This window comes from Salinisphaera sp. PC39, assembly GCF_040361335.1.
GTDB lineage: Bacteria > Pseudomonadota > Gammaproteobacteria > Nevskiales > Salinisphaeraceae > APNM01.
Genome location: NZ_APNM01000001.1, coordinates 335,175 through 359,959, shown reverse-complemented (window position 1 = coordinate 359,959; position 24,785 = coordinate 335,175). Strand labels below are relative to the sequence as shown.

The 24,785-nt window shown below is 68.0% G+C and carries 21 protein-coding genes; 13 read left to right on the top strand and 8 right to left on the bottom strand.

Features of this window, described 5'->3' with window-relative positions:
* The first annotated feature begins 8 nt into the window (after positions 1-8).
* On the top strand, positions 9-1,547 hold the full coding sequence (locus PC39_RS01685; protein WP_353251624.1) for an inactive transglutaminase family protein: 1,539 nt from the start codon (positions 9-11) through the stop codon (positions 1,545-1,547).
* Positions 1,544-2,545 (top strand): alpha-L-glutamate ligase-like protein, encoded by a 1,002-nt coding sequence (locus PC39_RS01680; RefSeq protein ID WP_353251623.1) that lies wholly within the window; start codon positions 1,544-1,546, stop codon positions 2,543-2,545. Before PC39_RS01685 ends, PC39_RS01680 begins: the two co-directional genes overlap by 4 nt.
* 291 nt (positions 2,546-2,836) lie before the next feature.
* Here the strand turns inward: PC39_RS01680 and rho are convergent, their stop codons facing one another.
* Both rho and trxA read right to left on the bottom strand, forming a co-directional pair.
* The gene (gene rho, locus PC39_RS01675) at positions 2,837-4,096 is read right to left on the bottom strand and encodes a transcription termination factor Rho (RefSeq protein WP_353251764.1); all 1,260 of its coding nucleotides are present in this window, start codon (positions 4,094-4,096) and stop codon (positions 2,837-2,839) included.
* A 440-nt stretch (positions 4,097-4,536) separates the two neighbouring features.
* Positions 4,537-4,863 carry a thioredoxin TrxA gene (trxA, locus tag PC39_RS01670; protein ID WP_353251622.1) on the bottom strand — a complete coding sequence of 109 codons (327 nt, stop codon included), beginning with the start codon at positions 4,861-4,863 and terminating at the stop codon, positions 4,537-4,539.
* A 292-nt stretch (positions 4,864-5,155) separates the two neighbouring features.
* Between trxA and PC39_RS01665 the strand changes: the two genes are divergently transcribed.
* From PC39_RS01665 to PC39_RS01655, 3 genes are all read left to right on the top strand, one after another.
* Positions 5,156-6,478 carry a DEAD/DEAH box helicase gene (locus tag PC39_RS01665; protein ID WP_353251621.1) on the top strand — a complete coding sequence of 441 codons (1,323 nt, stop codon included), beginning with the start codon at positions 5,156-5,158 and terminating at the stop codon, positions 6,476-6,478.
* Positions 6,479-6,598: 120 nt separating this feature from the next.
* Positions 6,599-7,039, top strand: coding sequence for a universal stress protein (locus PC39_RS01660; RefSeq protein WP_353251620.1), 441 nt, complete (start codon positions 6,599-6,601; stop codon positions 7,037-7,039).
* 96 nt (positions 7,040-7,135) lie between these two features.
* A complete protein-coding gene (locus PC39_RS01655) occupies positions 7,136-7,564 on the top strand; it encodes a universal stress protein (RefSeq protein WP_353251619.1) in 429 nt (142 codons plus the stop codon).
* A gap of 49 nt (positions 7,565-7,613) precedes the next feature.
* Here PC39_RS01655 and PC39_RS01650 read toward each other — a convergent pair whose 3' ends face one another.
* Positions 7,614-8,279 carry an HAD-IA family hydrolase gene (locus tag PC39_RS01650; RefSeq protein WP_353251618.1) on the bottom strand — a complete coding sequence of 222 codons (666 nt, stop codon included), beginning with the start codon at positions 8,277-8,279 and terminating at the stop codon, positions 7,614-7,616.
* A 32-nt stretch (positions 8,280-8,311) separates the two neighbouring features.
* Here PC39_RS01650 and cysQ point away from each other — a divergent pair, with 32 nt between their 5' ends.
* Entirely contained in the window at positions 8,312-9,151 is an 840-nt protein-coding gene (gene cysQ, locus PC39_RS01645; protein WP_353251617.1) for a 3'(2'),5'-bisphosphate nucleotidase CysQ, read from the top strand.
* Positions 9,152-9,297: 146 nt separating this feature from the next.
* On the opposite strand, the gene PC39_RS01640 is transcribed toward cysQ, so the two are convergent.
* The 4 genes from PC39_RS01640 to minC all read right to left on the bottom strand — a co-directional run bounded on the left by PC39_RS01640 (position 9,298) and on the right by minC (position 12,771).
* Positions 9,298-10,956, bottom strand: a complete 1,659-nt coding sequence (locus PC39_RS01640) for a GMC family oxidoreductase (protein ID WP_353251616.1) — start codon at positions 10,954-10,956, stop codon at positions 9,298-9,300.
* A 65-nt stretch (positions 10,957-11,021) separates the two neighbouring features.
* Positions 11,022-11,291: a cell division topological specificity factor MinE gene (gene minE / locus PC39_RS01635; RefSeq protein WP_353251615.1), complete on the bottom strand. Its 270-nt coding sequence runs from the start codon at positions 11,289-11,291 to the stop codon at positions 11,022-11,024.
* A 1-nt stretch (position 11,292) separates the two neighbouring features.
* Entirely contained in the window at positions 11,293-12,102 is an 810-nt protein-coding gene (gene minD / locus PC39_RS01630) for a septum site-determining protein MinD (protein WP_353251614.1), read from the bottom strand.
* A 21-nt stretch (positions 12,103-12,123) separates the two neighbouring features.
* Positions 12,124-12,771 carry a septum site-determining protein MinC gene (gene minC, locus PC39_RS01625; protein WP_353251613.1) on the bottom strand — a complete coding sequence of 216 codons (648 nt, stop codon included), beginning with the start codon at positions 12,769-12,771 and terminating at the stop codon, positions 12,124-12,126.
* A gap of 189 nt (positions 12,772-12,960) precedes the next feature.
* Between minC and PC39_RS01620 the strand changes: the two genes are divergently transcribed.
* From PC39_RS01620 to PC39_RS01600, 5 genes are all read left to right on the top strand, one after another.
* Positions 12,961-14,412 (top strand): circularly permuted type 2 ATP-grasp protein, encoded by a 1,452-nt coding sequence (locus PC39_RS01620; RefSeq protein WP_353251612.1) that lies wholly within the window; start codon positions 12,961-12,963, stop codon positions 14,410-14,412.
* The gene (locus PC39_RS01615) at positions 14,412-15,338 is read left to right on the top strand and encodes an alpha-E domain-containing protein (RefSeq protein ID WP_353251611.1); all 927 of its coding nucleotides are present in this window, start codon (positions 14,412-14,414) and stop codon (positions 15,336-15,338) included. The genes PC39_RS01620 and PC39_RS01615 overlap by 1 nt, the downstream gene beginning before the upstream one ends.
* Positions 15,339-15,343: 5 nt before the next feature.
* A complete protein-coding gene (locus PC39_RS01610) occupies positions 15,344-16,432 on the top strand; it encodes a zinc-binding metallopeptidase family protein (RefSeq protein ID WP_353251610.1) in 1,089 nt (362 codons plus the stop codon).
* Positions 16,433-16,505: 73 nt separating this feature from the next.
* Positions 16,506-17,372, top strand: a complete 867-nt coding sequence (locus PC39_RS01605; protein ID WP_353251609.1) for an alpha/beta fold hydrolase — start codon at positions 16,506-16,508, stop codon at positions 17,370-17,372.
* A gap of 104 nt (positions 17,373-17,476) precedes the next feature.
* The gene (locus tag PC39_RS01600; RefSeq protein ID WP_353251608.1) at positions 17,477-20,011 is read left to right on the top strand and encodes an acyl-CoA dehydrogenase; all 2,535 of its coding nucleotides are present in this window, start codon (positions 17,477-17,479) and stop codon (positions 20,009-20,011) included.
* 47 nt (positions 20,012-20,058) lie between these two features.
* On the opposite strand, the gene PC39_RS01595 is transcribed toward PC39_RS01600, so the two are convergent.
* Positions 20,059-21,024: a helix-turn-helix transcriptional regulator gene (locus tag PC39_RS01595; protein WP_353251607.1), complete on the bottom strand. Its 966-nt coding sequence runs from the start codon at positions 21,022-21,024 to the stop codon at positions 20,059-20,061.
* Positions 21,025-21,312: 288 nt separating this feature from the next.
* Between PC39_RS01595 and PC39_RS01590 the strand changes: the two genes are divergently transcribed.
* Positions 21,313-22,680: a DUF1329 domain-containing protein gene (locus tag PC39_RS01590; RefSeq protein ID WP_353251606.1), complete on the top strand. Its 1,368-nt coding sequence runs from the start codon at positions 21,313-21,315 to the stop codon at positions 22,678-22,680.
* 60 nt (positions 22,681-22,740) lie between these two features.
* A complete protein-coding gene (locus PC39_RS01585) occupies positions 22,741-24,783 on the top strand; it encodes a DUF1302 domain-containing protein (protein ID WP_353251605.1) in 2,043 nt (680 codons plus the stop codon).
* Positions 24,784-24,785: the final 2 nt, after the last annotated feature.

Genomic DNA, 24,785 nt, shown 5'->3' with positions numbered 1-24,785 from the left:
GTGACGCCGTGAAAAACCTCCACGTGAAAGTGCTGGCGCTCGTGCTGACCGCGATCGGTCTCGGTGTCTGCGCCTACAAGGTCCAGAGGCTCGGACTGCCGCTGACACCGGGCAGCCAGGCCCAGGTCTGGACCGTCGAGGCGCGGGTGACCTTCAACGGCACCGGGCGCGCGGCCAAACTGGGGCTGCTGATTCCGGAGTCCCCGCCCGGCTTCTCGGTGCTGGACGAGGACTTCGTATCCTCGGGATTCGGCGTGACCACCGAGGACGAGGGCGTGAACCGGCGGGCATTGTGGGCGGCCCGTCACGTGCGCGGGCGCCAGACCGTCTACTACCGAACGGTGCTCGCCCGGAACCGCGACGCCAACGACCGGCGCACGGAACCCGAACCCGAGTATCCCACGGTCCCGGACTACCCGGAACCGGAACGTTCCGCGGTCTTCGCCCTGCTGGAGGACGTGCGCTCGCAGTCCGCCGACACCGTGTCCTTCGTGCGGGAATTGCTCAAGCGTTTCAACGATCCCACGCCGGAGGAGAACGTCAGCGTCCTGCGTGAGGACAGCGACAGTGACGCCGAGCGCGTGCGTCGGCTGCAATACATCCTCGCCGGCGCCCGCATCCCGACCCGTCAGGTCCAGGTGCTGGACCTCGTGGACGGCACCCGCAGCGGCAAACTCCACCCCTGGCTGGAGGTCTACAACGGCGAGCAGTGGCTGGCCTTCGATCCCCGCACCGGGCACCGCGGATTCCCGGAGGACATGCTGGTCTGGCACGTCGGCGACGCGCCGCTGGCCACGATTGAGGGCGGGCGCGGCGCCAGCACCGAATTCGCGGTGGCCCGCAGCTCGCGCGAAGTGATCGGCGTGGCCCAGCAGCGGGCGCGGCTGCTCGACTCCAACATCCTGGAGTTCTCGCTGCTGTCGCTGCCGGTCTCGACCCAGAACATCTACCGGATCCTGCTGCTGGTGCCCCTGGGCGCCTTCGCGGTCGTGATCCTGCGCAACGTGGTGGGCGTGACCACGTTCGGTACCTTCATGCCCATCCTGATCGCGCTGGCCTTCCGCGAGACCAAGCTACTCTGGGGCATCGTGCTGTTCACCACCCTGGTGGCGCTGGGCGTGCTGCTGCGTTTCTACCTGGAGCGGCTGAAGCTCCTGCTGGTGCCGCGCCTGGCGTCGGTGCTGATCATCGTGATCCTGCTGATGGCCGTGGTATCCGTGTTCAGCCACAAGCTGGGGCTGGAGCGCGGCCTGTCGGTGGCGTTGTTCCCGATGGTGATCCTGGCGATGACCATCGAGCGCATGTCCGTGTCCTGGGACGAATCCGGACCGCGGGAAGCGCTTACCGCCGGCATCGGCAGCCTGGTGGTGGCGATCATCGGCTACCTGGTGATGACCCACCCGCTGCCGGCCTACCTGGTGTTCGTGTTCCCCGAGCTGCTGCTGGTGCTGCTGGCCGCAACCCTGCTGATGGGCCGCTACACGGGCTACCGCCTGTCCGAACTGCGCCGCTTCCGATCGTCCACGACGTCCGGCGAACAACCATGAACGCGGTCGTGTCGCGCCTGCGCCTGCTGCGCCGCCTGGCGCGCCGGAACCCGCCGCTGATCATGCCCTGGACCCTGCGTCGCCAGGGCATCCTGGGCATGAACCGGCGCAACGCCGACTACATCATGCGCTACAACCGGCGGCGCCACTACCCGCTAGTGGACGACAAGCTGCAGACCAAGCGTCTGGCCGAGGCGGCCGGGATCGCGATCCCGGACCTCTACGGCGTGATCGAGATCGAGCACCAGGTGCGGGAACTGGACCGCATCCTGGAGGGACGCACGGACTTCGTGATCAAGCCCGCGCACGGCGCCGGCGGCACCGGCATCATGGTCCTGACCGGACGCCGCGCGGGCCGCTACATCCGGGCCTCGGGCGCGGTCATCTCCGCCGATGACCTGGCCCACTTCGTGTCCAACATACTTTCGGGCATGTACAGCCTCGGCGGAATGCCGGACCGGGCAATCCTGGAATACCGGGTGAAGCCGCATCCCATCTTCGACGCGGTCAGCCATCAGGGCGTGCCCGACATCCGCACCATCGTGTTCCGCGGCATGCCGGTGGCGACCATGGTCCGCCTGCCCACCCGGCTGTCCGACGGCAAGGCCAACCTGCACCAGGGCGCGGTGGGCGCCGGCATCGACCTGGCGACCGGGCGCACCCTGGACGGCGTGTGGCTCAACCGCATGCTCGACCTGCACCCGGACAGCGGCAACCGCATCCGCGGCATCGAGATCCCGGACTGGGACAAGCTGCTGGAACTGGCCGCCCGTTCCCACGACCTGACGCAGCTCGGCTACCTGGGCGTGGACGTGGTCCTGGACCGGGACAAGGGCCCGCTGGTGCTGGAATACAACGCCCGTCCCGGCCTCAGCATCCAGATCGCCAACCAGACCGGCCTGCTGGCACGGCTGGAACGCGTCGAGGCCCTGCCCGAAATCCCCGAGCGGGCGGACGAGCGGGTGGCACTGGCGAAGGAGATGTTCGGCCGAGCTTAGTTAGCAGGCCGGGATAAACGAAGGGTTCCCGGCAACGCCAGCGAGAAGATTAACCACAGAGGCACAGAGGCACAGAGGACACAGAGAAATACAAAGCGATCTTGATCGGCATCTTTGGAGACGGGAAACGGGGATGCCCCGAACGCCGGTCGCCTCCCTCAGCTTTCTTCATTTGCCCTTCGTGTTTGGCGCCCGCCTTATGCTCTGTGTCCTCTGTGCCTCTGTGGTTCATGCCTTTGCGAAGTCGGGCGCATCTCTAGAACGAAACCGTGGCGGGTGCCGCCGCGCCCGCTACTGACGCTTCATGGACTCGAAGAACTCCGCGTTGGTCTTGGTCTGCTTCATGCGGTCGATGAGCAGTTCCATCGCGGCGAGATCGTCCATGCCGTGCAGGAGCTTGCGCAGGACCCACATCTTCTGCAGCTCGGCCTGGTCGACCATGAGCTCCTCGCGGCGGGTGCCGGAGCGGTTGATGTGGATCGCCGGGTAGACCCGCTTCTCGGCGATGCGGCGCTCCAGGTGCACCTCCATGTTGCCGGTGCCCTTGAACTCCTCGTAGATCACCTCGTCCATCTTGGAGCCGGTCTCGACCAGCGCGGTGGCGATGATGGTCAGGCTGCCGCCCTCCTCCACATTGCGGGCGGCACCGAAGAAGCGTTTGGGCTTCTGCAGGGCGTTGGCGTCCACGCCGCCGGTGAGCACCTTGCCCGAGGACGGCGCCACGGTGTTGTAGGCGCGCGCCAGCCGGGTGATGGAATCCAGCAGGATCACCACGTCCTTCTTGTGCTCGACCAACCGCTTGGCCTTCTCGATCACCATCTCGGCGACCTGCACGTGGCGCGCGGCCGGCTCGTCGAAGGTCGAGGAGACCACCTCGCCGCGCACCGAGCGGTCCATCTCGGTGACCTCCTCGGGCCGCTCGTCGACCAGCAGCACGATCAGGTAGCACTCGGGATGGTTGTGCGCGATCGACTGGGCGATGTTCTGCAGGATCATGGTCTTGCCCGCCTTGGGCGGGGACACGATCAGGCCGCGCTGGCCCTTGCCGATCGGCGAGACGAGATCGATGGTGCGCGCGGTGATGTCTTCGGTGGAGCCGTTGCCGATCTCCAGTTCCAGCCGCTCGGAGGGGAACAGCGGGGTCAGGTTCTCGAACAGGACCTTGCCCTTGGATTTCTCCGGCGGCTCGTGGTTGATCTCGTCGACCTTGAGCAGCGCGAAGTAGCGCTCGGAGTCCTTGGGCGGCCGGATGCGGCCGGTGATGGTGTCGCCGGTGCGCAGGTTGAAGCGCCGGATCTGGGAGGGCGAGACGTAGATGTCGTCCGGCCCCGCTACGTACGAGGCGTCCGCGCTGCGCAGGAAGCCGAAACCGTCGGACAGGATTTCCAGGACGCCGTCGCCGTAGATCTGCTCGCCGCGCTTGGCGTGCGCCTTGAGCATGGCGAAGATCAGGTCCTGCTTGCGGGTGCGCGAGACATTCTCGAGCTGGAGTTCCTGCGCCATCTCCATCAGCTCGGCGGCGGTCTTGCGCTTGAGCTCGGTCAGGTTCATGACGGGACGGTCCTCCCCCCCGTTATCGTTGGCCAGTTCGGCCTCGGCCTCGTCGTCGCCGTTGCCGGCGTCGGCCATGCCGTTACCGGGCTCGCGCACGTTGCCGTTGGCTTCCTCGGACGCCCCGCCGCCGGACCGTCCACCACCCGACTTGCGCCGGCGTGGCCGGCGGCCGCCGGCGTTGCCGCGGCTCGTGCCGAGACGCTCGGACTTCTTCTCCTGCGTCTGCTCGTTGCGCTCTTCGATCTTGTCTTCGGACACGGGCATCAATCCGTAGTGGCTGGAGCCGGCTGTCTCGCCGGCCCCGGAAATGGGCGGGTCATCAAGGTTATCTTCGAATGTTCAGGGGGCCGTATTACCGGTAACGATCTGGTCGGCGCGCTCCGCGGGCGCGGGCGCCGCCGGGGCGGCGGCCGGGCGGAACCCGGCCGCCGCGGACGTCAGACATGCTGGCCGAGAAACTCCGTGAGCTGCGTCTTGGACAGCGAGCCGACCTTGGTCGCCTCGACCTCGCCGTTCTTGAACAGCATCAGCGTCGGGATACCGCGGATACCGTACTTCGGCGGCGTGTTCGGGTTCTCGTCGATGTTGAGCTTCGCGACCTTGAGCTTGCCGTCGTACTCGTCGGCGATCTCGTCCAGCACCGGCGCGATCATCTTGCATGGACCGCACCACTCGGCCCAGTAATCGACCAGCACCGGGGTATCCGAGCCCAGCACATCCTGCTCGAAGCTGTCGTCGGTTACCTTGATTATATGCTCACTCATGCGTTGCGTCCTCGTTGTTGCGGGACATGGATCGAGGCCGCGCCGATGTCCGCGAACACTCGTGCGGCGCCTGCCGCGGGATATGAGGGCGCTCCCGGATCAATACAACCTGTTATGATGTGGCGCGCATCGAGAGACCCGAACCGGGTCGTTTTATGCGATCTTAACGGAAGCTGCCCGTGGATAGCGCGGGCGATGGTTCGTATTTGAGCCTATATTCCGGCATTTTTCAACCCCGGCCGTGACCGGCCCCCATACACGCCGATCACGGTTTTCCTGACGCGAAGACCCGATGACCGAAAAACGATTGCTCACGGACACCCGCATCGACTCCCTGGGCCTGCACGAGAACCTGCTGCGGGGTGTCGCGGAGCTGGGCTTCACCAACTGTACGCCGATCCAGGCCGACACCCTGCCCCGCGCGCTGCGCGGCGAGGACGTCGCCGGCCAGGCCCAGACCGGCACCGGCAAGAGCGCCGCCTTCCTGCTGGCGACCATGAACCGGCTGCTGACCGCCGCGCCCGACCCCTCGGAGCGGGCGCCGGAAGGGGCCAGCCAGCCGCGAGCCCTGATCCTGGCACCCACGCGCGAACTCGCGATCCAGATCCACAAGGACGCCGAAGGGCTGGGCAAGTATTCCGGTCTGCGGATGCTGGTCTGCTACGGCGGCGCGGGCTACGAGTCGCAGCGCCAGGCCCTGGAGGAGGGCGTCGACCTGCTTATCGGCACGCCGGGCCGCCTGATCGACTACTGGAAACAGAAGGTCTATACCCTCAAGGCGATCGAGGTCGCGGTGCTGGACGAGGCCGACCGCATGTTCGATCTTGGCTTCATCGACGATATCCGCTTCCTGTTCAAGCGCATGCCGCCGCCCGGCAACCGCCTGAACATGCTGTTCTCGGCGACCCTGTCGCACCGGGTCATGGAGCTCGCCTACGAGCACATGAACGACCCCCAACTGATCAAGACCGACAGCGACAGCGTGGACGTGAAGGCCATCCGGCAGAAGGTCTACCACGTCAGCAACGACGACAAGATGCCCCTGTTCCTGGGCCTGCTGCGACGGATCGACCCGCGCCGCACCCTCGTCTTCGTGAACACCAAGCGCGAGGCCGAGCGCATCGAGGACACCCTCAACGCCAACGGCCTGCAGGCGGCCACGCTGTCCGGCGACGTGCCCCAGAAGAAACGCATGAGCCTGCTGGAGGACTTCAAGTCCGGCGAATTGCCGATCCTGGTGGCGACCGACGTGGCCGCGCGCGGCCTGCACATCCCGGATGTCACCCACGTGTTCAACTACGACCTGCCGCAGGACGCCGAGGATTACGTCCATCGTATCGGGCGCACCGCCCGCGCGGGCGCCGAGGGCGACGCCATCTCCCTGGCCTGCGAGACCTACGTCTATTCCCTGCCCGACATCGAGAGCTACGTCGGCCACAAGATCGAGGCCGAGATGCCCACCGCCGACGAGTACGCCGACGACTGGATCCGGCCGAAACCGCGCCCGCGCCGCCCGCGCGGCGGCCGCCCCGGCGGCGGCCGGGGCCGTGGCGACGGCGGCCGCGGCAACCGCCGCTCGCGCGGACGCGGACGTGGTCAGCGCTCCGGCAATTAACCCGCCCGTCACGACTCACCAATCACGAGTCACGAACTTTTTGAGCCAGATCAATGCACGAGCCGGCGTGACGCCCTATCCTGACCGGGTATTTCCACAACCGCGCGGAGGAGTCCGGCCATGGCGAACAAGCTGCTCGTGCCCATCGATCTCAACCAGGAAGAGGTACTCGATCCCGTCTTCAAGGCGGTGACGGAGCTCGCCGCGGCGCACGACGCGGAGGTCGACCTCCTGACGGTCGTGCCCAACCTGGACGCGGGCATCTTCCCCTACGTCTCCCAGGACCTGCTGCAACAGACCCTCGACGCCGCGAACAAGCGCATCCGTGAGATCGGCGAGACCCGCCTCGGCGACAGCGGCCTGACCTGGCGCGCCGAGGCCCTGATCGGTCCCATCGCGCGCACCATCGTGGATACGGCCGAGGACAAGGGCAGCGACCTGATCGTGATGGCCTCGCACGATCCCGGCGTGCTCGACATCCTGCTCGGCAGCGTCGCCGACCAGGTCCTGCGCCGCGCGCACTGCTCGGTACTGATCGTGCGGCAACGGCCGCAACGGTGACCGCATCCGTCCGCGTTTGATCCGCGGCCCCCGATCGGGTACGCCTAGGGCTGTGATCGGCTGCGGCCGCAGGACAGCAGAAGCGAGGAGACACGCATGGCCAAAACCATCCTGGTTCCCATCGACCTGAACCACGACAAGACATTCGAGCGGGTCTTCGCCGCGGTGCGCGAGCAGGCCGACAAGGCCGGCGGCGCCAGCGTGCGTCTGGTCACCGTGGTGCCCAACTTCAGCGCCGGCATGTTCCCCTACGTCTCGCACGAGATGATCGACGAGACCCGTGCCGAGGCCGAGAACAAGCTACAGGCGGTGGGCCGCGAATGGCTCGGCGACGACATCGAATGGACGGCCGAGGTGCACGTCGGCGCGGTCGCGCGCAGCATCGTCGACAGCGCCGGCGAGCGCAAGGCCGACCTGATCGTGATGGCCTCGCACGACCCCACCTCCATCGACCTGCTGCTGGGCAGCGTCGCCGATCAGGTGGTCCGGCGCGCCCACTGCTCGGTGCTGATCGTACGCCAGTAGGTTCGCGACCCGTGATTGGTTACCGCTGATTCGGCGGTGAAGACGGCGATCACCGCGCGGGCGGCAGCAGATCGGCCAGCCGTTCCGCGGCGGGGCGGTGAGTGTGTTCCCGCCGGCCGCCGCGGGAATCCGGCCGCGACAGGGCCACCACCTGGCCGATGCCGTGGGCATGGGCGGCGGCGACCACCGCCGGACTGTCGTCCACGAACAGGGCGCGCGACAGGTCCACCGGATGCCGGTCCGCCAGACGATCCCAGAAACCCGGCTCCTCCTTCGCCATGCCCAGGTCGTGCGAGCTGATCACCCGCGCGAAGCGCGGCCCCAGGCCCGTACGCTCCAGCTTGAGGGTGACCGAGTCCGGGTGGGCGTTGGTGACCAGCCACATCGGCCGGCCCGCGGCCACCATGCGATCCAGGAATCCCAACGCACCCGGCAACGGCCGGATGTGCTCGGCGATCTCGCGCTTGAGCGCGATCAGGTCCAGACCGGTCACCCGCCCCCAGAAATCCGTGCAATACCAATTGAGCCTGCCGGCGTTCTCCGCGAACACCGGCGCCAGACGGCGCTCGGCCTCGGACAACGCCAGTCCGTGGCGCTCGGCATAGCGGCGCGGCAGATGCCCCTGCCAGAAACGGTCGTCGAAATGCAGGTCCAGCACCGTGCCGTCCATGTCCAGCAGCACGGTGTCGACCCGGTTCCAGTCCACGTGCGTCATGCCATGAGCATAGCCCACACCGGGACGGTATGATGAGCGCCCCATCCATCCCGACCGTGCCCATGCCCGATTACGACCACCTGCTGGAACCGGTGCTCGCCCTCGCCGAGGACGCCGGCGCGGCGATCCTGCCGATCTACCGCGGCGACGACTTCGACGTCTCGCACAAGGACGACGACAGCCCGCTGACCGCCGCCGACCTGGCCGCCCACCGCGTGATCGACGCCGGCCTGGCCGATCTCGCGCCCGACATCCCGCGACTCTCCGAGGAAGGCGGCGAGGTGCCCTACGCCACCCGGCATGGCTGGCGTCGTTACTGGCTGATCGACCCGCTCGACGGCACCAAGGAATTCATCAAGCGCAACGGCCAGTTCACGGTCAATATCGCGCTGATCGAGGACGGCGAGCCGGTCCTGGGCGTGGTCCACGCGCCCGACCTGGGGGCGAGTTGGTACGGCTCGGTGGGCCACGGCGCCTTCAAGCGCACCGACGGCGCGGCCCCGGAGCCCCTGCACACAGTCGTGGCACACACCGACAAGCCGCGCGTGCTGGTCTCGCGCTCGCACCGCGGCCCCGACGTCGACGCCCTGCTGGAACGCCTGCCGGACTACGAGCCGGTGGTCATGGGCTCGTCGCTGAAGTTCTGTGTGATCGCCGAGGGCGAGGCCGACTTCTACCCGCGCCTGGGGCCGACCTCGGAATGGGACACCGCGGCCGGCCACGCCGTGCTCGCCGCCGCCGGCGGCGATGTCGTCGACATCGAGGGCCGGCGCCTGCGCTACAACACCAAGGACAGCCTGCTGAACCCCTACTTCCTGGCGTTCGGCGACACCAGCCATGACTGGCTGAAATATCTGCCTGAAGAAGAATGAACCACAGAGGCACAGAGTCACAGAGGATTCAAAAAGAAAATAAAAGAAAGTCGCCACGAAGAGCACAAGGGGTGCAGGTGAAGAAGTAAAAGCTTTGCCCCCTTGTGATTACTGCTTTTTATCTCTGTGCCTCTGTGCCTCTGTGGTTAGCCTTCATTATCCTCAAGGATCATCTCCGAGCCCTTCTCGGCGATTGCCGTGGTCGGGGCGTTGGTGTTGCCGCCGACCAGGGTCGGCATGATCGAGGCGTCGACCACGCGCAGGCCGCGCAGGCCGTGCACCCGCAGGCGGTCGTCCACCACCGCCATGTCATCGTGACCCATCTTGCAGGTGCCCACCGGGTGGTAGATGGTCTCGGCGCGCTGGCGCACGAAGGCGCGGATCTCGTCGTCCGTGCGCACGTCCTCGCCGGGCTCCATCTCGGGGCCGCGGTGCGGATCGAAGGGCGCCGCCGCCAGCAGGCGGCGCGCGAGCTTCACCGCCGCCACCAGGTTTTCCAGGTCGCGCTCCTCGGCGAGATAGTTGGGCTCGATCCGGGCGTCGTCCGTGGGATCGGCGCTGTTGAGGCCGATGTGGCCGCGCGACAGCGGCCGCAGGTCGCAGACCCGCAGCGAGTAGCCGTGGTAGCGGAAGGTGTTCCAGAGACGGTGGCCGTGATCCTGCTCGATGGCGGCGATGAAGTGGCACTGTAGGCTGGGTACCGTGTCCGCGGGATCCAGCTTGGCGAAACCGCCGCACTCGGCGACATTGCTCGCCAGCGGACCGCGGCGACGCAGGAGATAGGCGAACAGGGCGGGCACGCCCTTGAGCAGCAGCCAGCGCGGACCGAGGTTCAGGCTCTCGCGCGTGCGCTCGCGCCGGATCACGTTGATGTCCAGGTGATCCTGCAGGTTGCGGCCCACGCCCGGCAGCTCGTGCCGCACGGGGATATCGTGCCGGGCCAGTTCCTCGCGCGGGCCCACGCCCGACAACAGCAGTAGCTGCGGGGAGTTGATGGCGCCGCCGGCCAGGATGACCTCTCGTGTCGCATACACGCGCCGGCGGCGACGGAGCCAGCCCCGACGGTATTCCACCCCCACCGCGCGGTCGCCCTCGAACAGCAGGCGGGTGGCGCGGGCGCGCGTGCGCACGACCAGGTTGCGGCGGTCGGCGACCGGGTGCAGGAAGGCGTCGGCGTTGCTGCAACGGCGGCCGTCGCGCTGGGCCACGTCGTAGAAGCCGAACCCCTCCTCGGACGGCCCGTTGAAGTCGTCGTTGCGGGGAAAACCGCAGGCCTCGGCCGCGCGCAGGAACACGTGCGACAGCTTGTTGGTGTGGCGCAGGCTGGAGACGGTGTAGCCGCCGCCGGTGCCGTGATATTCGTTCTCCGCGCCGACGAGATAGTTCTCGGACTTGCGGAAGTACGGCAGCAGGTCGCGGTAGCCCCAGCCGCGGTTGCCCAGCTCGGCCCAATGGTCGTAGTCGGCGGCGTTGCCGCGGGTGTAGCACTGGGCGTTGACCGAGGACGAGCCGCCCAGGGTCTTGCCGCGCGGCCAGAACAGCCGGCGTCCGTTCAAGCGCGGCTGGGGCTCGGTGTAATACCCCCAATTGAACAACCGGCTGCGCATCAGGGCGATCACGCCGACGGGTATGCGGATGAACGGGTTCCAGTCGCGCGGACCGGCCTCCAGCAGGCATACCCGGCTGCCGGGATCGGCGCTCAGGCGGTTGGCCAGCACGCAGCCGGCGGAACCGCCGCCGACGATGACGTAGTCGAAGGCATCGGCGCCACGCGCCGCTGTCCCGTTTCTTGTCTCGTGTTTCATGTTTCGTGTCGGTCCTCCATGAGCACGCCGGATGCGATCAGGTCACACGAGACACGAAACGGCCATCAGGCTTGGTTCCGGGACTGCTCCGGGAGCGTGATGTTGAGTTCCAGGACTTCCATCTCGCCGTCGCGCTCGATCTCGATCTGGACCGCATCGTCCTCGACCTGCACGTACTTGCGCAGCACCCGCAGCAGATCGCGCTGGAGCTTGGGGAAGTAGTCCGGATGGTCGCCCCGGCCGCCGCGGCGATGGGCCACCACCACCTGCAGGCGCTCCTTGGCGAGCTGGGCGGAGTTCTTCTTCTGGCCGCGGAATACGTCGAGCCAACCCATGTCAGCCCCTCCCGAGCAGTCGACCGAACAGACCCTTCTTGGCCTCGACGAACCGCAGGGGGCGGTCCTCGCCGAGGAAGCGGGCCACCAGGTCCGCGTATGCGCCGCCGGCGTCGGCGCCCTCCTCCAGGATCACCGGCAGGCCGGCGTTGGAGGCGTTGAGGACGGTCTCCGATTCCGGGATCACGCCCAGCAGGGGGATCGCCAGGATGTCGCCGACATCGTCCAGCGACAGCATCTCGCCCTTGCCCACGCGCGCGGGCGCGTAGCGGGTCACCACGAGATGCTCCTTGACCGGCTCGCCGCCCTCCTCCGCGCGCTTGGTGCGCGAGGAGAGCATGCCCAGCACGCGATCGGAATCACGCACCGAGGAGACCTCGGGATTGGTCACCACCAGCGCCTCGTCGGCGTAGTACATCGCCATCAGGGCGCCCTTCTCGATACCGGCGGGCGAGTCGCAGACGATGTAGTCGAATTCCTGCGACAGCTCCTCCAGCACGCGCGCCACGCCGCTCTCGGTGAGGGCATCCTTGTCGCGGGTCTGGGAGGCGGCGAGGATCGACAGGTTCTCGACCCGCTTGTCGCGGATCAGTGCCTGGCGCAGGTTCGCCTCCTTGCTGATGACGTTGACGAAATCGAACACCACGCGGCGCTCGCACCCCATGATCAGGTCGAGGTTGCGCAGGCCGACGTCGAAGTCGATGACGACGGTCTTGTGTCCGCGCAAGGCGAGGCCGACGGCGAAGGACGCCGCCGTGGTGGTCTTGCCCACGCCGCCCTTGCCGGAAGTGACTACCACGATCTTGGCCACGAGTCGTTCCCCTCTCTGGCTCTAAAGTTTGTCGATGTGCAAGACGCCGTCCTCGTCCAGCCGGATCTGGACGGCCGCTCCCCGTGCCTCGTCGTCGATATCGTCCGCCACCTTGTAATTGCCGGCGACGGCGACCAGGTCGGCCTCGAAGCGCCGACAGAAGATCCGCGCCCCGGTGTCGCCCGAGGCGCCGGCCAGCGCGCGCCCCCGCAGGGCGCCGTAGACATGGATGTGCCCGTCCGCCAGGACCTCGGCCCCCTCGCTCACCGCGGCCGTGATCACCAGGTCGGCGTCGCGGGCGTAGATCTGCTGGCCGGAGCGCACCGGCCGGTCGATCAGGCGGGTGCGCTCGCGCCGTTCCCCGCCGGACGGTTTCTCGCGCGGCACCCGGGTGTCGTCGATCACGCCCAGACCCGCCGCGCGGGCCGCGGCCGCCCGCGTCTCGTCGCCGCCGAGCACCGCCACCGGCACCAGCTCGCGCTCGCGCAGCATGCCCGCGAGCTCGGTGAGTGCCGGGTGGCTCGTCCCCAGCTCCAACAGGACGGGCATGCGCCGGAAGAAATCCGGCGAACGCGCGATCTGGGCGTCCAGGGCTTCCGCCACCGCCGCCGGATCGTCGCTGCCGACGGCCAGGACCGTGAGCGTCAACATGCGGCCCTTGAAGGCCACGGCGGAGGTTCCGGCGGGGGTTGCCGTTTGCGGTGGTGGCATGGGCGCGGATATTAACACGGCTGCCGCGCCCGTCGGCGCCACATGGCGGCCCGATTCTTGCTGAAGGATTGCCGAGATGAACGATCGACGAGACAGGACCGGGCCCGGCCGGCCCCCACGCCGCCCCGCGACGAAGGGGGCACGGCCATGAGCGACTTCTGGCGCGGCTATCGCGCCGACGGCGGCTACGACGAGCTGTTCACCGCGGACGGCCGCGCGCGGCCGTTCGGGGCGCCGCTGGTGGCACAGATGGAGGCGCTCGGACGCGACGAGCTCGCGGCACGGCGCATCGCCGCGGACCTCTCGATCAAGGGCATGGGGATCACGTTCACGGTCTATGCCGAGGGCGGCGCGATCGACCGCGCCTGGCCGTTCGACATCCTGCCCCGGATCATTCCGGAGCGCGAATGGCGCACCGTGCGCACCGGACTGGTGCAACGGCTCGATGCCCTCAACCGTTTCATCCAGGACGTCTACAACGAGCGGCATATCGTCCGCGACGGCGTGGTGCCGGAGGCCCTGCTGGCGGAATCGCGCAACTTCCGTCCGGAGTGCCGGGGCATGACGCCGCCGGGCGGTATCTGGGCCCACATCTGCGGCTCCGATCTGGTGCGCGACGACAGCGGCCGTTTCCTGGTCCTGGAAGACAACCTGCGGGTGCCCTCGGGCGTGTCCTACATGGTCGAGAACCGCCTGGTGAGCAAGCGTGTGTTCCCGGAGGTATTCGCGGCGCAGTCGATCCTGCCGGTGGACGACTATCCCGGCGAGCTGCTGGACGCCCTCTCGGCGCTGGCGCCCCGTCACGACCCGGCGCCCAACATCGCCCTGCTCACGCCCGGCGTTTACAACTCGGCCTATTTCGAGCATGTCTGGCTGGCCGGCCAGATGGGGGCCGAACTGGTCCAGGGCGGCGACCTGGTGGCCGACAACGACGGCGTATTCGCGCGCACCATCTACGGCCCCCAGCGGGTGGACGTGATCTATCGGCGCGTGGACGACGCCTTCCTGGACCCGACCGTGTTCCGGCGGGACTCGCTGCTGGGCGTGCCCGGCCTGATGAAGGCCTGGCGGCGGGGACAGGTCGTGCTGGCCAACGCACCCGGCGCGGGCGTGGCCGACGACAAGCTGGTCTACACCTATGTCCCGGACATGATCCGCTATTACCTGGACCAGGAGCCGATCCTGCCCAACGTCCCCTCCTACCGTTGCGTGGACGACAAGGAGCGCGAGCACGTGCTGGCCAACCTGGACAAGCTCGTGGTCAAGCCGGTCAACGAGTCCGGCGGCTACGGGCTGCTGATCGGTCCCGCCGCCACCGCCGCCGAGCGTGAACGCTGCGCGGCGCACATCCGCGCCCGGCCGCGCGACTACATTGCCCAGCCGACCCTGAACCTGTCGACCGCGCCGACCCTGGTCGACGGCGCGCCCGTGCCGCGTCACGTGGACCTGCGCCCGTTCGTGATCGCGCGCCCGGACGGCGACAGCTACGCCACCATGGGCGGCCTGACCCGGGTCGCCCTGCGCGAGGGCTCGCTGGTGGTCAACAGCTCCCAGGGCGGCGGCAGCAAGGACACCTGGGTCGTCGAGGAGCCCGAGTAGTGCTCTCCCGTGTCGCCGAGAACCTGTACTGGACCGGGCGCTACCTGGAACGCGCCGAGACCACCGCGCGCCTGATTTCCGCGACCACCGACCTGCTCCTGGACCTGCCGCGCCAGACCGCCTTCGACTGGCAGCCGCTGGTGGAGATCATCGGCGCCGAGGACGATTTCAGCGTCCGCTACCCGCAGGCCTCGGAATCCGCGGTGATGCGCTTCCTGATCATCGAGCGCGAGCATCCCGCCTCCATCGTGTCCGCGCTGTCCCAGGCCCGGGAGAACCTGCGCGCGGCCCGCGACCTGGTGCCGCGCGAGGTCTGGGAGGAAGTCAACGCGCTCTACCTCCATGTCGGCGACAGCGCCACCGAGATCGAGCGCCGGGTCTCGCGCCAGAAGGTGGTCTCGCGCCTGGTCACCGGCGGCCGGCTCGTGGCCGGGTGGCTGGAGAGCGGCATCAGCCGTGACGCCGCCTACGACTTCCTGCGCCTGGGCACCCTCCTGGAGCGCGCCGACATGACCACCCGGGTACTGGACGTGCGCACCAGCGACCTGCTGCCGGAGACCGACCAGGCCCTGGTGCCCTTCCAGACCGTGCAATGGATGAGCGTGCTGAAATCGCTCGGCGCCTACCAGATGTATCGGCGGCACGTGCGCACACGGGTGGCGGCCCGGCCCGTGGTACGCTTCCTGATCCAGGACGCCGCGTTCCCCCGCTCGGTGCGGTATTGCCTGATGCGCATGCACCAGCGCCTCGACCGCCTGCCCGACAGCCGCGAGGTCGGCGACCGCGCGCGCACCCTCGCGGACCGGACCGCGGAGCGCGATCTCCGCGACATCGGCGGCGTGGCCCTGAGCGAGTTCCTGGACCTGCTGCAGATCGAGCTGGCCAAGCTGAACGCGACCATCGAGCGGCGTTATTTCGGACACTGACCCCGATGCAGACTTTCGAGTGCCAGTGCGGGCACATCCTGTTCTTCCGTAACACCCGCTGTCTGCGCTGCGGGCGGCGCGTGGGCTTCTCCCCCGACGCCGGCGCGATGACCGCGCTGGAGCCGGGCGCCGACGGTGTCTGGCACGTCCCCGACGCGGGCCGGGTGCGCGGCCGCGGTTTCCGGCGCTGCCGCAACGATGTCGCCTACGACATCTGCAACTGGTTGCTACCCGCCGACAGCGACGGCGACCTGTGCCGCGCCTGCCGTCTCAACCGCACCATTCCCGATCTGGCCGAACCGCGCCACATCACCCTCTGGTACCGCCTGGAGACCGCCAAGCGCCATCTCCTGTACACGCTCTACCGGCTGGAGTTGCCGGTGATCGGCCGCGATCGCGATCCCGAGGCCGGCCTGGCCTTCGACTTCCTCGCCGACAGCGACGCCGCCACCGAGTTCACCCGCCCCCTGGACGACGGCAACCCCGTCAGCACCGGCCATCTCAACGGCCTGATCACCATCAACATCGCCGAGGCCGACGACGTCGCCCGCACCCGCATCCGTGAACAGCTCGGCGAGTCCTACCGCACCCTGATCGGGCATTTCCGGCACGAGATCGGACACTACTACTGGAGTCTGTTGGTGGCCGGCGGCGAATGGCTGGCGAGCTTCCGCGACCTGTTCGGGGACGAGCGCGCCGACTATGCGGCGGCATTGCGCACCCACTACGAACAGGGCCCCCGGCGCGGCTGGGAGGACCGTTACATCAGCGCCTACGCCGCCTGCCACCCCTGGGAGGACTGGGCCGAGTGCTGGGCCCATTACCTGCATATCGTCGACACCCTGGACACCGCGCGGGAGTTCGGCTTCACCCGGCCCGTACCCTGGCACCGGGATCCGGACGGCTTCGACCGGATGATGCGGGAATGGAGCACGCTCACCGTCGGCATCAACGCGGTCAACCGCAGCATGGGCCTGTCGGACGCCTATCCCTTCGCCATCAACCGTCCGACCTGGGACAAGCTGGCCTTCATCCACCGCCTGATCCGGCGACACGCGACGCAAGCGGGCACCCCACTCCGGACCACGGCCTGAGCCCTCCCCGTTCCGTGCCGCACATAGCGCGGCGCCTGTTATGATCCGGCCGGTCCACCGCCGGGAGATGCCGATGAACCTGGGCGAATCCGACTACCTGGAAATACGCGGCCTGCGCTACCACGTGCGCCGCTGGGGGCCGCGCGACGCGCCGCCGCTGTTCCTGCTGCACGGCATCCTCGACAATTCGGCCACCTTCGCGCTGATGGCCGAGGCCTTCGCCGGGCAACGCAACCTGATCGCCCCCGACTGGCGCGGGCACGGCCACAGCGACCACGCCCCCCAGGGCTACTGGTTCCCGGACTATCTCGCCGACCTCGACGCCCTGGTCGCGCATTACGCCCCCGATACGACGGTATCGCTGGTGGGCCACAGCATGGGCGGGCAGGCCGCGAGCCTGTATGCCGGCCTGCGACCGGAGAAGGTGGCGGCCCTGGTCTGCCTCGACACCCTCAACGTGCCCGAGCAACCGCCCGAGGAACTGCCCGAGCGCTACCGTCACTGGCTGGACCTGCAGCGCTCGCCGCCGCGGCGCAAGCTCTATCACTCGTTCGAGGCGCTGGCGGAGCGCATCCGTCACCGCAACCCGCGCGTGGACGCCGATCGCGCCCGCTTCATCGCCGAGTGCTGGGGCCATCGCACCGACGACGGCAGGGTGGCCCTGTACGTGGACCCCTGGCACCTGACGCGGACACCGCTGTTGTATCGCGCCGCCGAATCCATGGCGATCTGGAAACGGGTGCGCTGCCCGGTCTTCTGCCTGGACGGCGCGGAATCCGCCATCCGCCGCGCCCTCGGCGGCGACGAGCACCGCCGCCGCCGCGCCTGCTTCCGCGACCTGCGCCAGCACGCGCTGGCGGACTGCGGCCACATGATCCACTACGAGCAGCCGCGCACCGCGGTCGCCGAAATCGAGCGTTTCCTGGACACCGAGGTCTGACGCGCGCTTCCGGGCCGTCCCTCGGGCAATCCCTCGATTGCGAGCCCCCGCCCTCTCGCCTATTCTTGCGGTAAGCCGAAATTCCGCGCATCGGGAGAGCCGCCATGTCCGCCCTGATCTGGTTCGCGATCTTCGCCGGCGTCCTGCTCGCACTGGCCTATCATCGCGCGAGCCTGCGCACCGCCACCTACAGCGTCGGCGCCCTGCTGGTCCTCTACAGCCTTAGCGGCCCCGGCTGGGGCTGGGGCCTGCTCTGCTGGGCAGTGTTCGCGGCCGTGGCGCTGCCGCTCAACCGCGAGGCCTGGCGCAAGACCTACCTGACCCGGCCGGCCCGGGATTTCTTCCGCCGGGTGCTGCCGCCCCTGTCCGACACCGAGCGCACCGCCCTGGAGGCCGGCACGGTCTGGTGGGAGGGCGAGCTGTTCTCGGGCCGCCCCGACTGGCACCGGCTGGCGGCGATCCCCGAGCCGGAGCTCTCCGCCGAGGAACAGGCCTTCCTGGACGGCCCGGTCGAGCAACTGATCGATCTCTGCGACGAGTGGCGGATCACCCACGAGGATGCCGACCTGCCGGATGAGGCATGGCGTTTCCTGAAGGAGAACCGATTCTTCGGGATGATCATCCCCAAGGAGTACGGCGGCCTGGGCTTCGGCGCCTACGCCCACTCCTGCGTGCTCGCCAAGCTCGGCAGCGGTCCCGCCGCGATCACGGTCGGGTCGACCGTGGCCGTGCCCAATTCCCTGGGCCCGGCGGAACTGCTGCTGCATTACGGCACGAACGAGCAGAAGAACCACTACCTGCCGCGTCTGGCCGACGGCCGCGAGATCCCCTGCTTCGCCCTGACCAGCCCGCACGCCGGCTCCGATGCCGGCGCCATCCCCGACAAGGGTGTCGTCTGCCGGGGCCAGTGGAACGGCAAGGAAATCCTGGGCATGCGCCTGACCTGGGACAAGCGCTACATCACCCTGGCGCCGGTGGCCACGGTGCTGGGCCTGGCCTTCAAACTGTACGACCCGGACGGCCTGCTCGGCGACCGGGAAGACATCGGCGTGACCTGTGCCCTGATCCCGACCGACACGCCCGGGGTCGAGATCGGGCGCCGGCACTTCCCGCTCAACGCGCCCTTCCAGAACGGACCGACCCGCGGCGAGGAGGTGTTCGTGCCGCTGGACTTCATCATCGGCGGCCCGGAGATGGCCGGCGAGGGTTGGCGCATGCTGATGGAATGCCTGGCCGTGGGCCGCTCGATCTCGCTGCCGTCGATGAGCAGCGGCTCGGCGACCGCCGCGGCCTTCGCCACCGGTGCCTACGCCCGTATCCGGCGCCAGTTCAACGTCCACATCGGCGCCTTCGAGGGCGTCCAGGAGGCCCTGGCCCGCATCGGCGGACTGGCCTACGCGGCCGACTCCGTGCGCCGCTTCACGGCCAACGCCGTCGATCTGGGCGAGACGCCGTCGGTGCCCTCGGCGATCGCCAAGTACCACTGCACGGACATGGCCCGCCAGGTGTCGATCGACGCCATGGACGTGCACGCCGGCAAGGGCGTGTGCCTCGGCCCCTCCAACTACATCGGGCGCGGCTACCAGGGCGCGCCGATCGCGATCACGGTGGAGGGCGCCAACATCCTCACCCGCAGCATGATGATCTTCGGTCAGGGCGCGATCCGCTGCCATCCCTACGTGCTGAAGGAGATGGAGGCCGCCCGCGACGAGGACGACGGCCGCGGGCTGGACGCCTTCGACGACGCCTTCTTCGGCCATGTCGGCCACGACATCGCCGCGGCGGCGCGTTCATTGGTGCTCGGCGTGACCCAGGGCCGGGGCTCGGCCGCGCCCGGCGAGCGCGACACGCGCCGCCATCTCCAGCGCATGAACCGCTACGCCGCCAACCTCGCGCTGCTGGGCGATCTCGCCCTGGCGGTGCTCGGCGGCGAACTCAAGTTCCGCGAGAGCATCTCCGCCCGCCTGGGCGACGTGCTGGCCTACCTCTACATCGCCAGCGCCACCATCAAGCGCTTCGAGGACGACGGCGGCCACCCGGAGGACCTGCCGCTGGTGGACTGGGTCTGCGAGGACTGCTTCCACCGCATCGAGACCCAGCTCGACGGGGTGCTGCGCAACCTGCCCGCCCGGCCGGTGGCCTGGCTGGCCCGTGCCCTGATCTTCCCCGTCGGCCGCCGGGCCCACCGTCCCGACGACAAGGCCGGCGCGCGCGTGGCCGGGATCCTGCAGACCCCGGGCGCGGCGCGCCGGCGGCTCACGCAGACCTGTTACGTGCCGGACTCCGCCGACGACGGCGGACTCGGCCTGCTGGACGCGACCATGCGCATGGTCCTCGACTGCCGCGACCTGGAGAAACGTCTGATGGACGCGGTCAAGAAGGGCCGTGTCGCCAGCGACCACCCGCGCGAACGCATCGAGGAGGCGCTGGAGGCCGGCGTGCTCGACGAGGCCGAGGCGGAGCGCCTGCGCGCGCTGTACGAACGCCTGATGGCGGTGATCCGGGTGGACGATTTCGATGCCACCGAGCTGCGGGCCGGTCGCAGCACCAGCGCGCGCAAGGACGCGGCGGCGCAGGGCAGCGCCAAGAAGACCGCCCGCAAGCCGCGACGCAAACGGAAAAAGGCCGAAGAGGCCTGAGGCGGCGTCCCGTCGCCCGCCGGCGGCCGAACACCGCCGGGCGCCCGCTACTGGCGGCCGACGAGCTTGGCCAGCTCGGTGCGGCTGGTCACGCCCAGCTTGCCGTAGACCCGGTACAGGTGATTGGAGACGGTCGAGGGGGCGATACCCAACGGCCGCGCCACCTCCTTGTAGCTCAACCCCCGGCAGACCGACGTCACGATCTGGCGCTCGCGGTCGGTGAGGCGGTCCATGGGACCTTCCGGCCAGAGCTGCACGCAGAACAGGTCGCCGACGGGCTCGGCGATGACCCGCAGGCCGCGATGCCGGGCCGCGGCATGCGCGGCCGGGTCCGGCACCGGGAACGGCAGCCGCGTGCCCTCCCAGGGCCCGTACCGAGACTCCAGCAGGTCGCGAAAGGCGGGCTGGGCGTCGTGGCAGACGCCGAAGCGATCGCACACGGCGGCCCCGCCGCGGCCGGCGGCGCCGCCGACCCGTCCCAGGTGTACCGAATACCCGAGCGACATCGCCTGCATCAGGTGATAGACCGCATGCTGCTGACGCTCGCGCTCCCCGGACGAGAATCGGCGCGCGCGGTCGAAGCGGAACAGCACCACCAGCCCGTACAGGCCGGTGCGGGGATCGCGGTAGCTGGTGCCCAACACCCGCTGGATGTTGAACGGCTCGCAGATGCGGCGATAGATGTCGCAGCGGTAGAACCGGTCGTCGGGGATCAGGTCGGCGACATCCACGGCGGTGTTCGGCCGGCGCACCAGCGCCTCGAACATGGGATTGATGTCCTTGGTCCGCTCCAGGGTCCGCGAGAAACGGCGGTTGAGGCCGACCAGGGTGAGACTGTGGAAACGGTCGGCGTCGACCTCGCCGGTGCCCCAGAGCGCGGCATCGAAGGGGATCAGACGGCCCAGGTCCGACAGCGTGCTCTCGCGGAAATCCGGCAGGGGCACGTTCAGGGCCGACCAGTAGACCTTCCAGACCAGCGCGTTGACGCTGTTGATCGGGCCCGTCTCCTCCATACGGTCATCCCTGGCTTTTATTCGTTGGGCTCCGCCAACATAGCGAAGGCGGCCTGACACGTCCACAGCCCTCAACCCCCCCGCGATACCGCCGATACATACAGGGTCGGGACGGGGCGGAGGCACTATAGGTGATTTTTACTATTGCCGATCCTGCCGCGACCCGCGAAATATGTCTAGATTAACTGGTGGTGCACCGGCTGCCCGTGGCCGGCAACGGTAGGACACAAAACAAGACCCGCACCGCCTCGGTCGACCTTTAATCGGTCTGTGTGAGTGGAGAGAGATATGACCCTTCGCAACAGCGTATTCACCGCTGCCCTCTGCCTGTTTTCCGCCGGTGCCCTCGCGGGTGTCTCCCAGGACCAGGCCAAACGCCTCGGCCAGGAACTGACCCCGCTGGGCGCGACCAAGGCGGGTAACGCCGAGGGCACCATCCCCGCCTGGGACGGCGGTCTCACCGAGGCACCGGCCGCCTGGCAGGGCCCGGGCAACCGCTACATCGAGGCCTTCCCGGACGACGAGCCCAAGTTCGTGATCACCGCGGACAACATGGATCAATACCGGAAGCACCTGACGCCGGGCCAGATCGCCCTGTTCGAGAAGTGGCCCGAGACCTACAAGATGCCGGTCTACGAGACCCGCCGTACCGTGGCCAAGCCGCAGTGGGTCTACGACAAGATCCGCGAGAACGCGGTCACGGGCGAGCTGGTGCACGACGGCGAGGGCGTCGCGGGCGCCACCGGCGGCATCCCCTTCCCGTTCCCGAAGGCCACGAGCAATCCCGCCAAGGCCATGATCTGGAACCACAAGCTGCGCTTCCGCGGGATCGCGGTGCAGGGCATCAACACCCAGATCACGACCACGCCCGGCGGCGACATGAGCCTCAACAAGCTGCAGCAGGACGTGTGGTTCAACTACAACCGCCAGGGCATCGAACCGGAGGATCTGCACAACATCGCCATCTACTTCCTGCAGATCGTGCGCGAGCCGCCGCGTCTGGCCGGCACCATCCTGCTGGTCCACGAGACCATCGACCAGGTCCAGGAACCGCGCGTCGCCTGGACCTACAACCCCGGACAGCGGCGCATCCGGCGCGCCCCGAACGTGGCCTACGACAATCCCGGCACTGCCTCCGACGGCCTGCGCACCAACGACCAGCTCGACATGTTCAACGGCGCCACCGACCGCTACGAGTGGAAGGTACTGGGCCAGAAGGAAATCTACATCCCCTACAACAGCTACGCGGTGCACAACGAGACCGACTACGACAAGATCGTGGGCAAGGACCACGTCAACCAGGACCTGACGCGCTATGAACTGCACCGCGTCTGGGTCGTGGAGGGCAACGTCAAGCCCGGCACCTCGCACATCTACAACAAGCGGGTGTTCTACATCGACGAGGACAGCTGGCACATCTCGGCTGCCGACCACTACGACGCCCGGGGCAACCTCTGGCGCGTGATGGAAGGCCACACCATCCAGAACTACGGGCAGCATTACCAGCAGCCCGTGATGGAGGCCCAGTACGACCTGTTCTCGGACCGTTATCTGCTCATGGGCATGAACAACGACTCGTTCGAGATCCGCCACGACATGGATTTCGACCCGAGCCACTTCAATCCGCGCAACGTGCAGCGGATGTCCGTGAAGTAAGCCGGCACCGGCGACACAGCAGATACACCGGTATTAAAAGACTCTAGAGGAGCAGAGACCATGGAGTTTCGCAGCATCATCCGCCGGGCGGCCGCCTACTGCGGCGCCGGCGCACTCTTGGGGGCCGCGATCCCGGCACAGGCGCTGGACTTCCAGTTCGACGAACTGGACATCAGCATCGAGACCGCGGTGTCGGCGACCACCGGCGTGCGCACCAGCAGCCGAGACAGCAATCTGGTGGGCAAGGCCAACAACCTCGACACCGGCGTCAACGCCGCCAACACCGACCGGGGCGTGTTCTCGGTCAACGGCGACGACGGCAACCTGAACTACGACAAGTGGGACTTCTTCTATAGCCGCGTCGGCATCATCAGCGACATCACCGTCCAGCAGGGCGATTTCGGCGTGTTCCTGCGTCCCAGCTACCTCTGGGACCCGCGCCTGATCCACGACAACTTCGCGGACTCGGGCGACTATGGCCCCGGGCGCACCCGCTCCTACGCCGATCTCCGCCGCAAGAACGACGAGATTACCAACGAGGTCGCGGACAACGCCGAGCTCTACGACGCCTACGTCTTCGGCCGCTTCGAGCTGTTCGACCGCAATGTCGCCTTCAAGATCGGCAAGCAGGTGCTGAACTGGGGCGAATCCACCTTCGTCCAGAACGGCATCAACAGCATCATCGCGGCCAACGCCAACCGCGCCTATCCCGGCGCCGAGGTGAAGGAGATCTTCATCCCGACCTCGATGGCCTGGTTCAGCTTCGACATCACCCGCAACATCGCCTTCGAGGGCTTCTGGCAACTCGAGCACGAAAGCTCCATCCCCTACGCCACCGGCACGTTCTTCTCCACCAACGACCTGGTGACCCCCGGCGCGCAAGACGCCATGCTCTCATTCGGCCGTTGCGACGAGAACCTGCCTTCACAGTTCACCGGCATGTCCCCGAGCTGCGGCGCCACCGGCGGCACCTTCCCGCGGGCGGCGGCGGACGAGCCGGACGACTACAACCAGTTCGGCGGCCGCTTGAGCTTCTACATCCCGCAGCTCAACAACATGGAGCTGTCACTGTATGCCATGCGCTACAACAGCCGCCTGCCGCTGTTTGCCGGTCGGACAGTCTCGGAAGGCAGGGTCGCTCCGCTGCCCGGCGTGCCCACCACACCCGGCCTCCCTTGCACGCCCGGCACTCCCGCCTGCATCGGCCAGGGCACTTCGGGCAACTACCAACTCGTGTACCCCGAACGGATCGACCTGTACGGCATCAGCTTCAACACCTACAGCGATTTCCTGGGCGTCGCCCTGCAGGGCGAGTACAGCGTCAAGAGGGACCAGCCGCTGAACATCGCCGGTCCCGAGCTGATCATGTTCGCCCTGGGTCTGGATGACGCATTCGCTCCCATCTTGTTCTCCACTGGTGACGGCTGTATCACCAGCGTCTGCCGCAGTGAATTCGCCGAGTTCGAGCCGGACACCCGATTCGAGGGCTACGACCGCTTCGACGTCCACCAGGCGGACGTCAGCTTCACCAAGGTCATGGGACCGGGCGACTTCATCAACGTCCTGGGCGCCAACCAGATGGTGCTGGTGGGCGAATTCGCCGCGACCTACGTCGAAGACCTGCCCAGCACCGGCGACCTGCCCTTCGGCGGCTCGGGCGACTACGCGCCCAACCTGATCGAGGCCGCCACCGCCGTCAGCATGCCGGCCCAAGACCGCCGCGCTTACGGCGACGACCTGTCCTGGGGCTACCGCCTGCTGGCCTCCATGCGCTACAACAACGTCTTCAACATCGTGAACGTGGTACCCAGCCTGCGCTTCTTCCACGACGTGGACGGCACTACCCCCTCGCCGCTCGGCAACTTCACCGAGGAGAGCAAGCTTCTGGGCTTCAACGTGACGGTGGAGTATCTGAGCAACCTGGAGTTCGGCGGCGGCTACACCGTGTTCTGGGGCGGCGAGCACTCGACCCTGAGCCAAACGCCGACCTGCGGCCTAGATACCCTGTTGGCGGTGCCCTGCCAACGCGAGAAGGGCGAACTCACCAACAACTTCCGCGAGGACCGCGACTTCGCGAACCTGTTCGTGCGCTACACTTTCTGACC

Excerpts from the sequence above, each read along its gene's own strand:
- PC39_RS01680 (WP_353251623.1), top strand. The coding sequence starts at position 1,544 with ATGAACGCGGTCGTGTCGCGCCTGCGCCTGCTGCGCCGCCTGGCGCGC.
- rho (WP_353251764.1), bottom strand. The coding sequence starts at position 4,096 with ATGAACCTGACCGAGCTCAAGCGCAAGACCGCCGCCGAGCTGATGGAG.
- trxA (WP_353251622.1), bottom strand. The coding sequence starts at position 4,863 with ATGAGTGAGCATATAATCAAGGTAACCGACGACAGCTTCGAGCAGGAT.
- PC39_RS01665 (WP_353251621.1), top strand. The coding sequence starts at position 5,156 with ATGACCGAAAAACGATTGCTCACGGACACCCGCATCGACTCCCTGGGC.
- PC39_RS01660 (WP_353251620.1), top strand. The coding sequence starts at position 6,599 with ATGGCGAACAAGCTGCTCGTGCCCATCGATCTCAACCAGGAAGAGGTA.
- PC39_RS01655 (WP_353251619.1), top strand. The coding sequence starts at position 7,136 with ATGGCCAAAACCATCCTGGTTCCCATCGACCTGAACCACGACAAGACA.
- PC39_RS01650 (WP_353251618.1), bottom strand. The coding sequence starts at position 8,279 with ATGACGCACGTGGACTGGAACCGGGTCGACACCGTGCTGCTGGACATG.
- cysQ (WP_353251617.1), top strand. The coding sequence starts at position 8,312 with ATGAGCGCCCCATCCATCCCGACCGTGCCCATGCCCGATTACGACCAC.
- PC39_RS01640 (WP_353251616.1), bottom strand. The coding sequence starts at position 10,956 with ATGAAACACGAGACAAGAAACGGGACAGCGGCGCGTGGCGCCGATGCC.
- minE (WP_353251615.1), bottom strand. The coding sequence starts at position 11,291 with ATGGGTTGGCTCGACGTATTCCGCGGCCAGAAGAAGAACTCCGCCCAG.
- PC39_RS01620 (WP_353251612.1), top strand. The coding sequence starts at position 12,961 with ATGAGCGACTTCTGGCGCGGCTATCGCGCCGACGGCGGCTACGACGAG.
- PC39_RS01610 (WP_353251610.1), top strand. The coding sequence starts at position 15,344 with ATGCAGACTTTCGAGTGCCAGTGCGGGCACATCCTGTTCTTCCGTAAC.
- PC39_RS01605 (WP_353251609.1), top strand. The coding sequence starts at position 16,506 with ATGAACCTGGGCGAATCCGACTACCTGGAAATACGCGGCCTGCGCTAC.
- PC39_RS01600 (WP_353251608.1), top strand. The coding sequence starts at position 17,477 with ATGTCCGCCCTGATCTGGTTCGCGATCTTCGCCGGCGTCCTGCTCGCA.
- PC39_RS01595 (WP_353251607.1), bottom strand. The coding sequence starts at position 21,024 with ATGGAGGAGACGGGCCCGATCAACAGCGTCAACGCGCTGGTCTGGAAG.
- PC39_RS01590 (WP_353251606.1), top strand. The coding sequence starts at position 21,313 with ATGACCCTTCGCAACAGCGTATTCACCGCTGCCCTCTGCCTGTTTTCC.
- PC39_RS01585 (WP_353251605.1), top strand. The coding sequence starts at position 22,741 with ATGGAGTTTCGCAGCATCATCCGCCGGGCGGCCGCCTACTGCGGCGCC.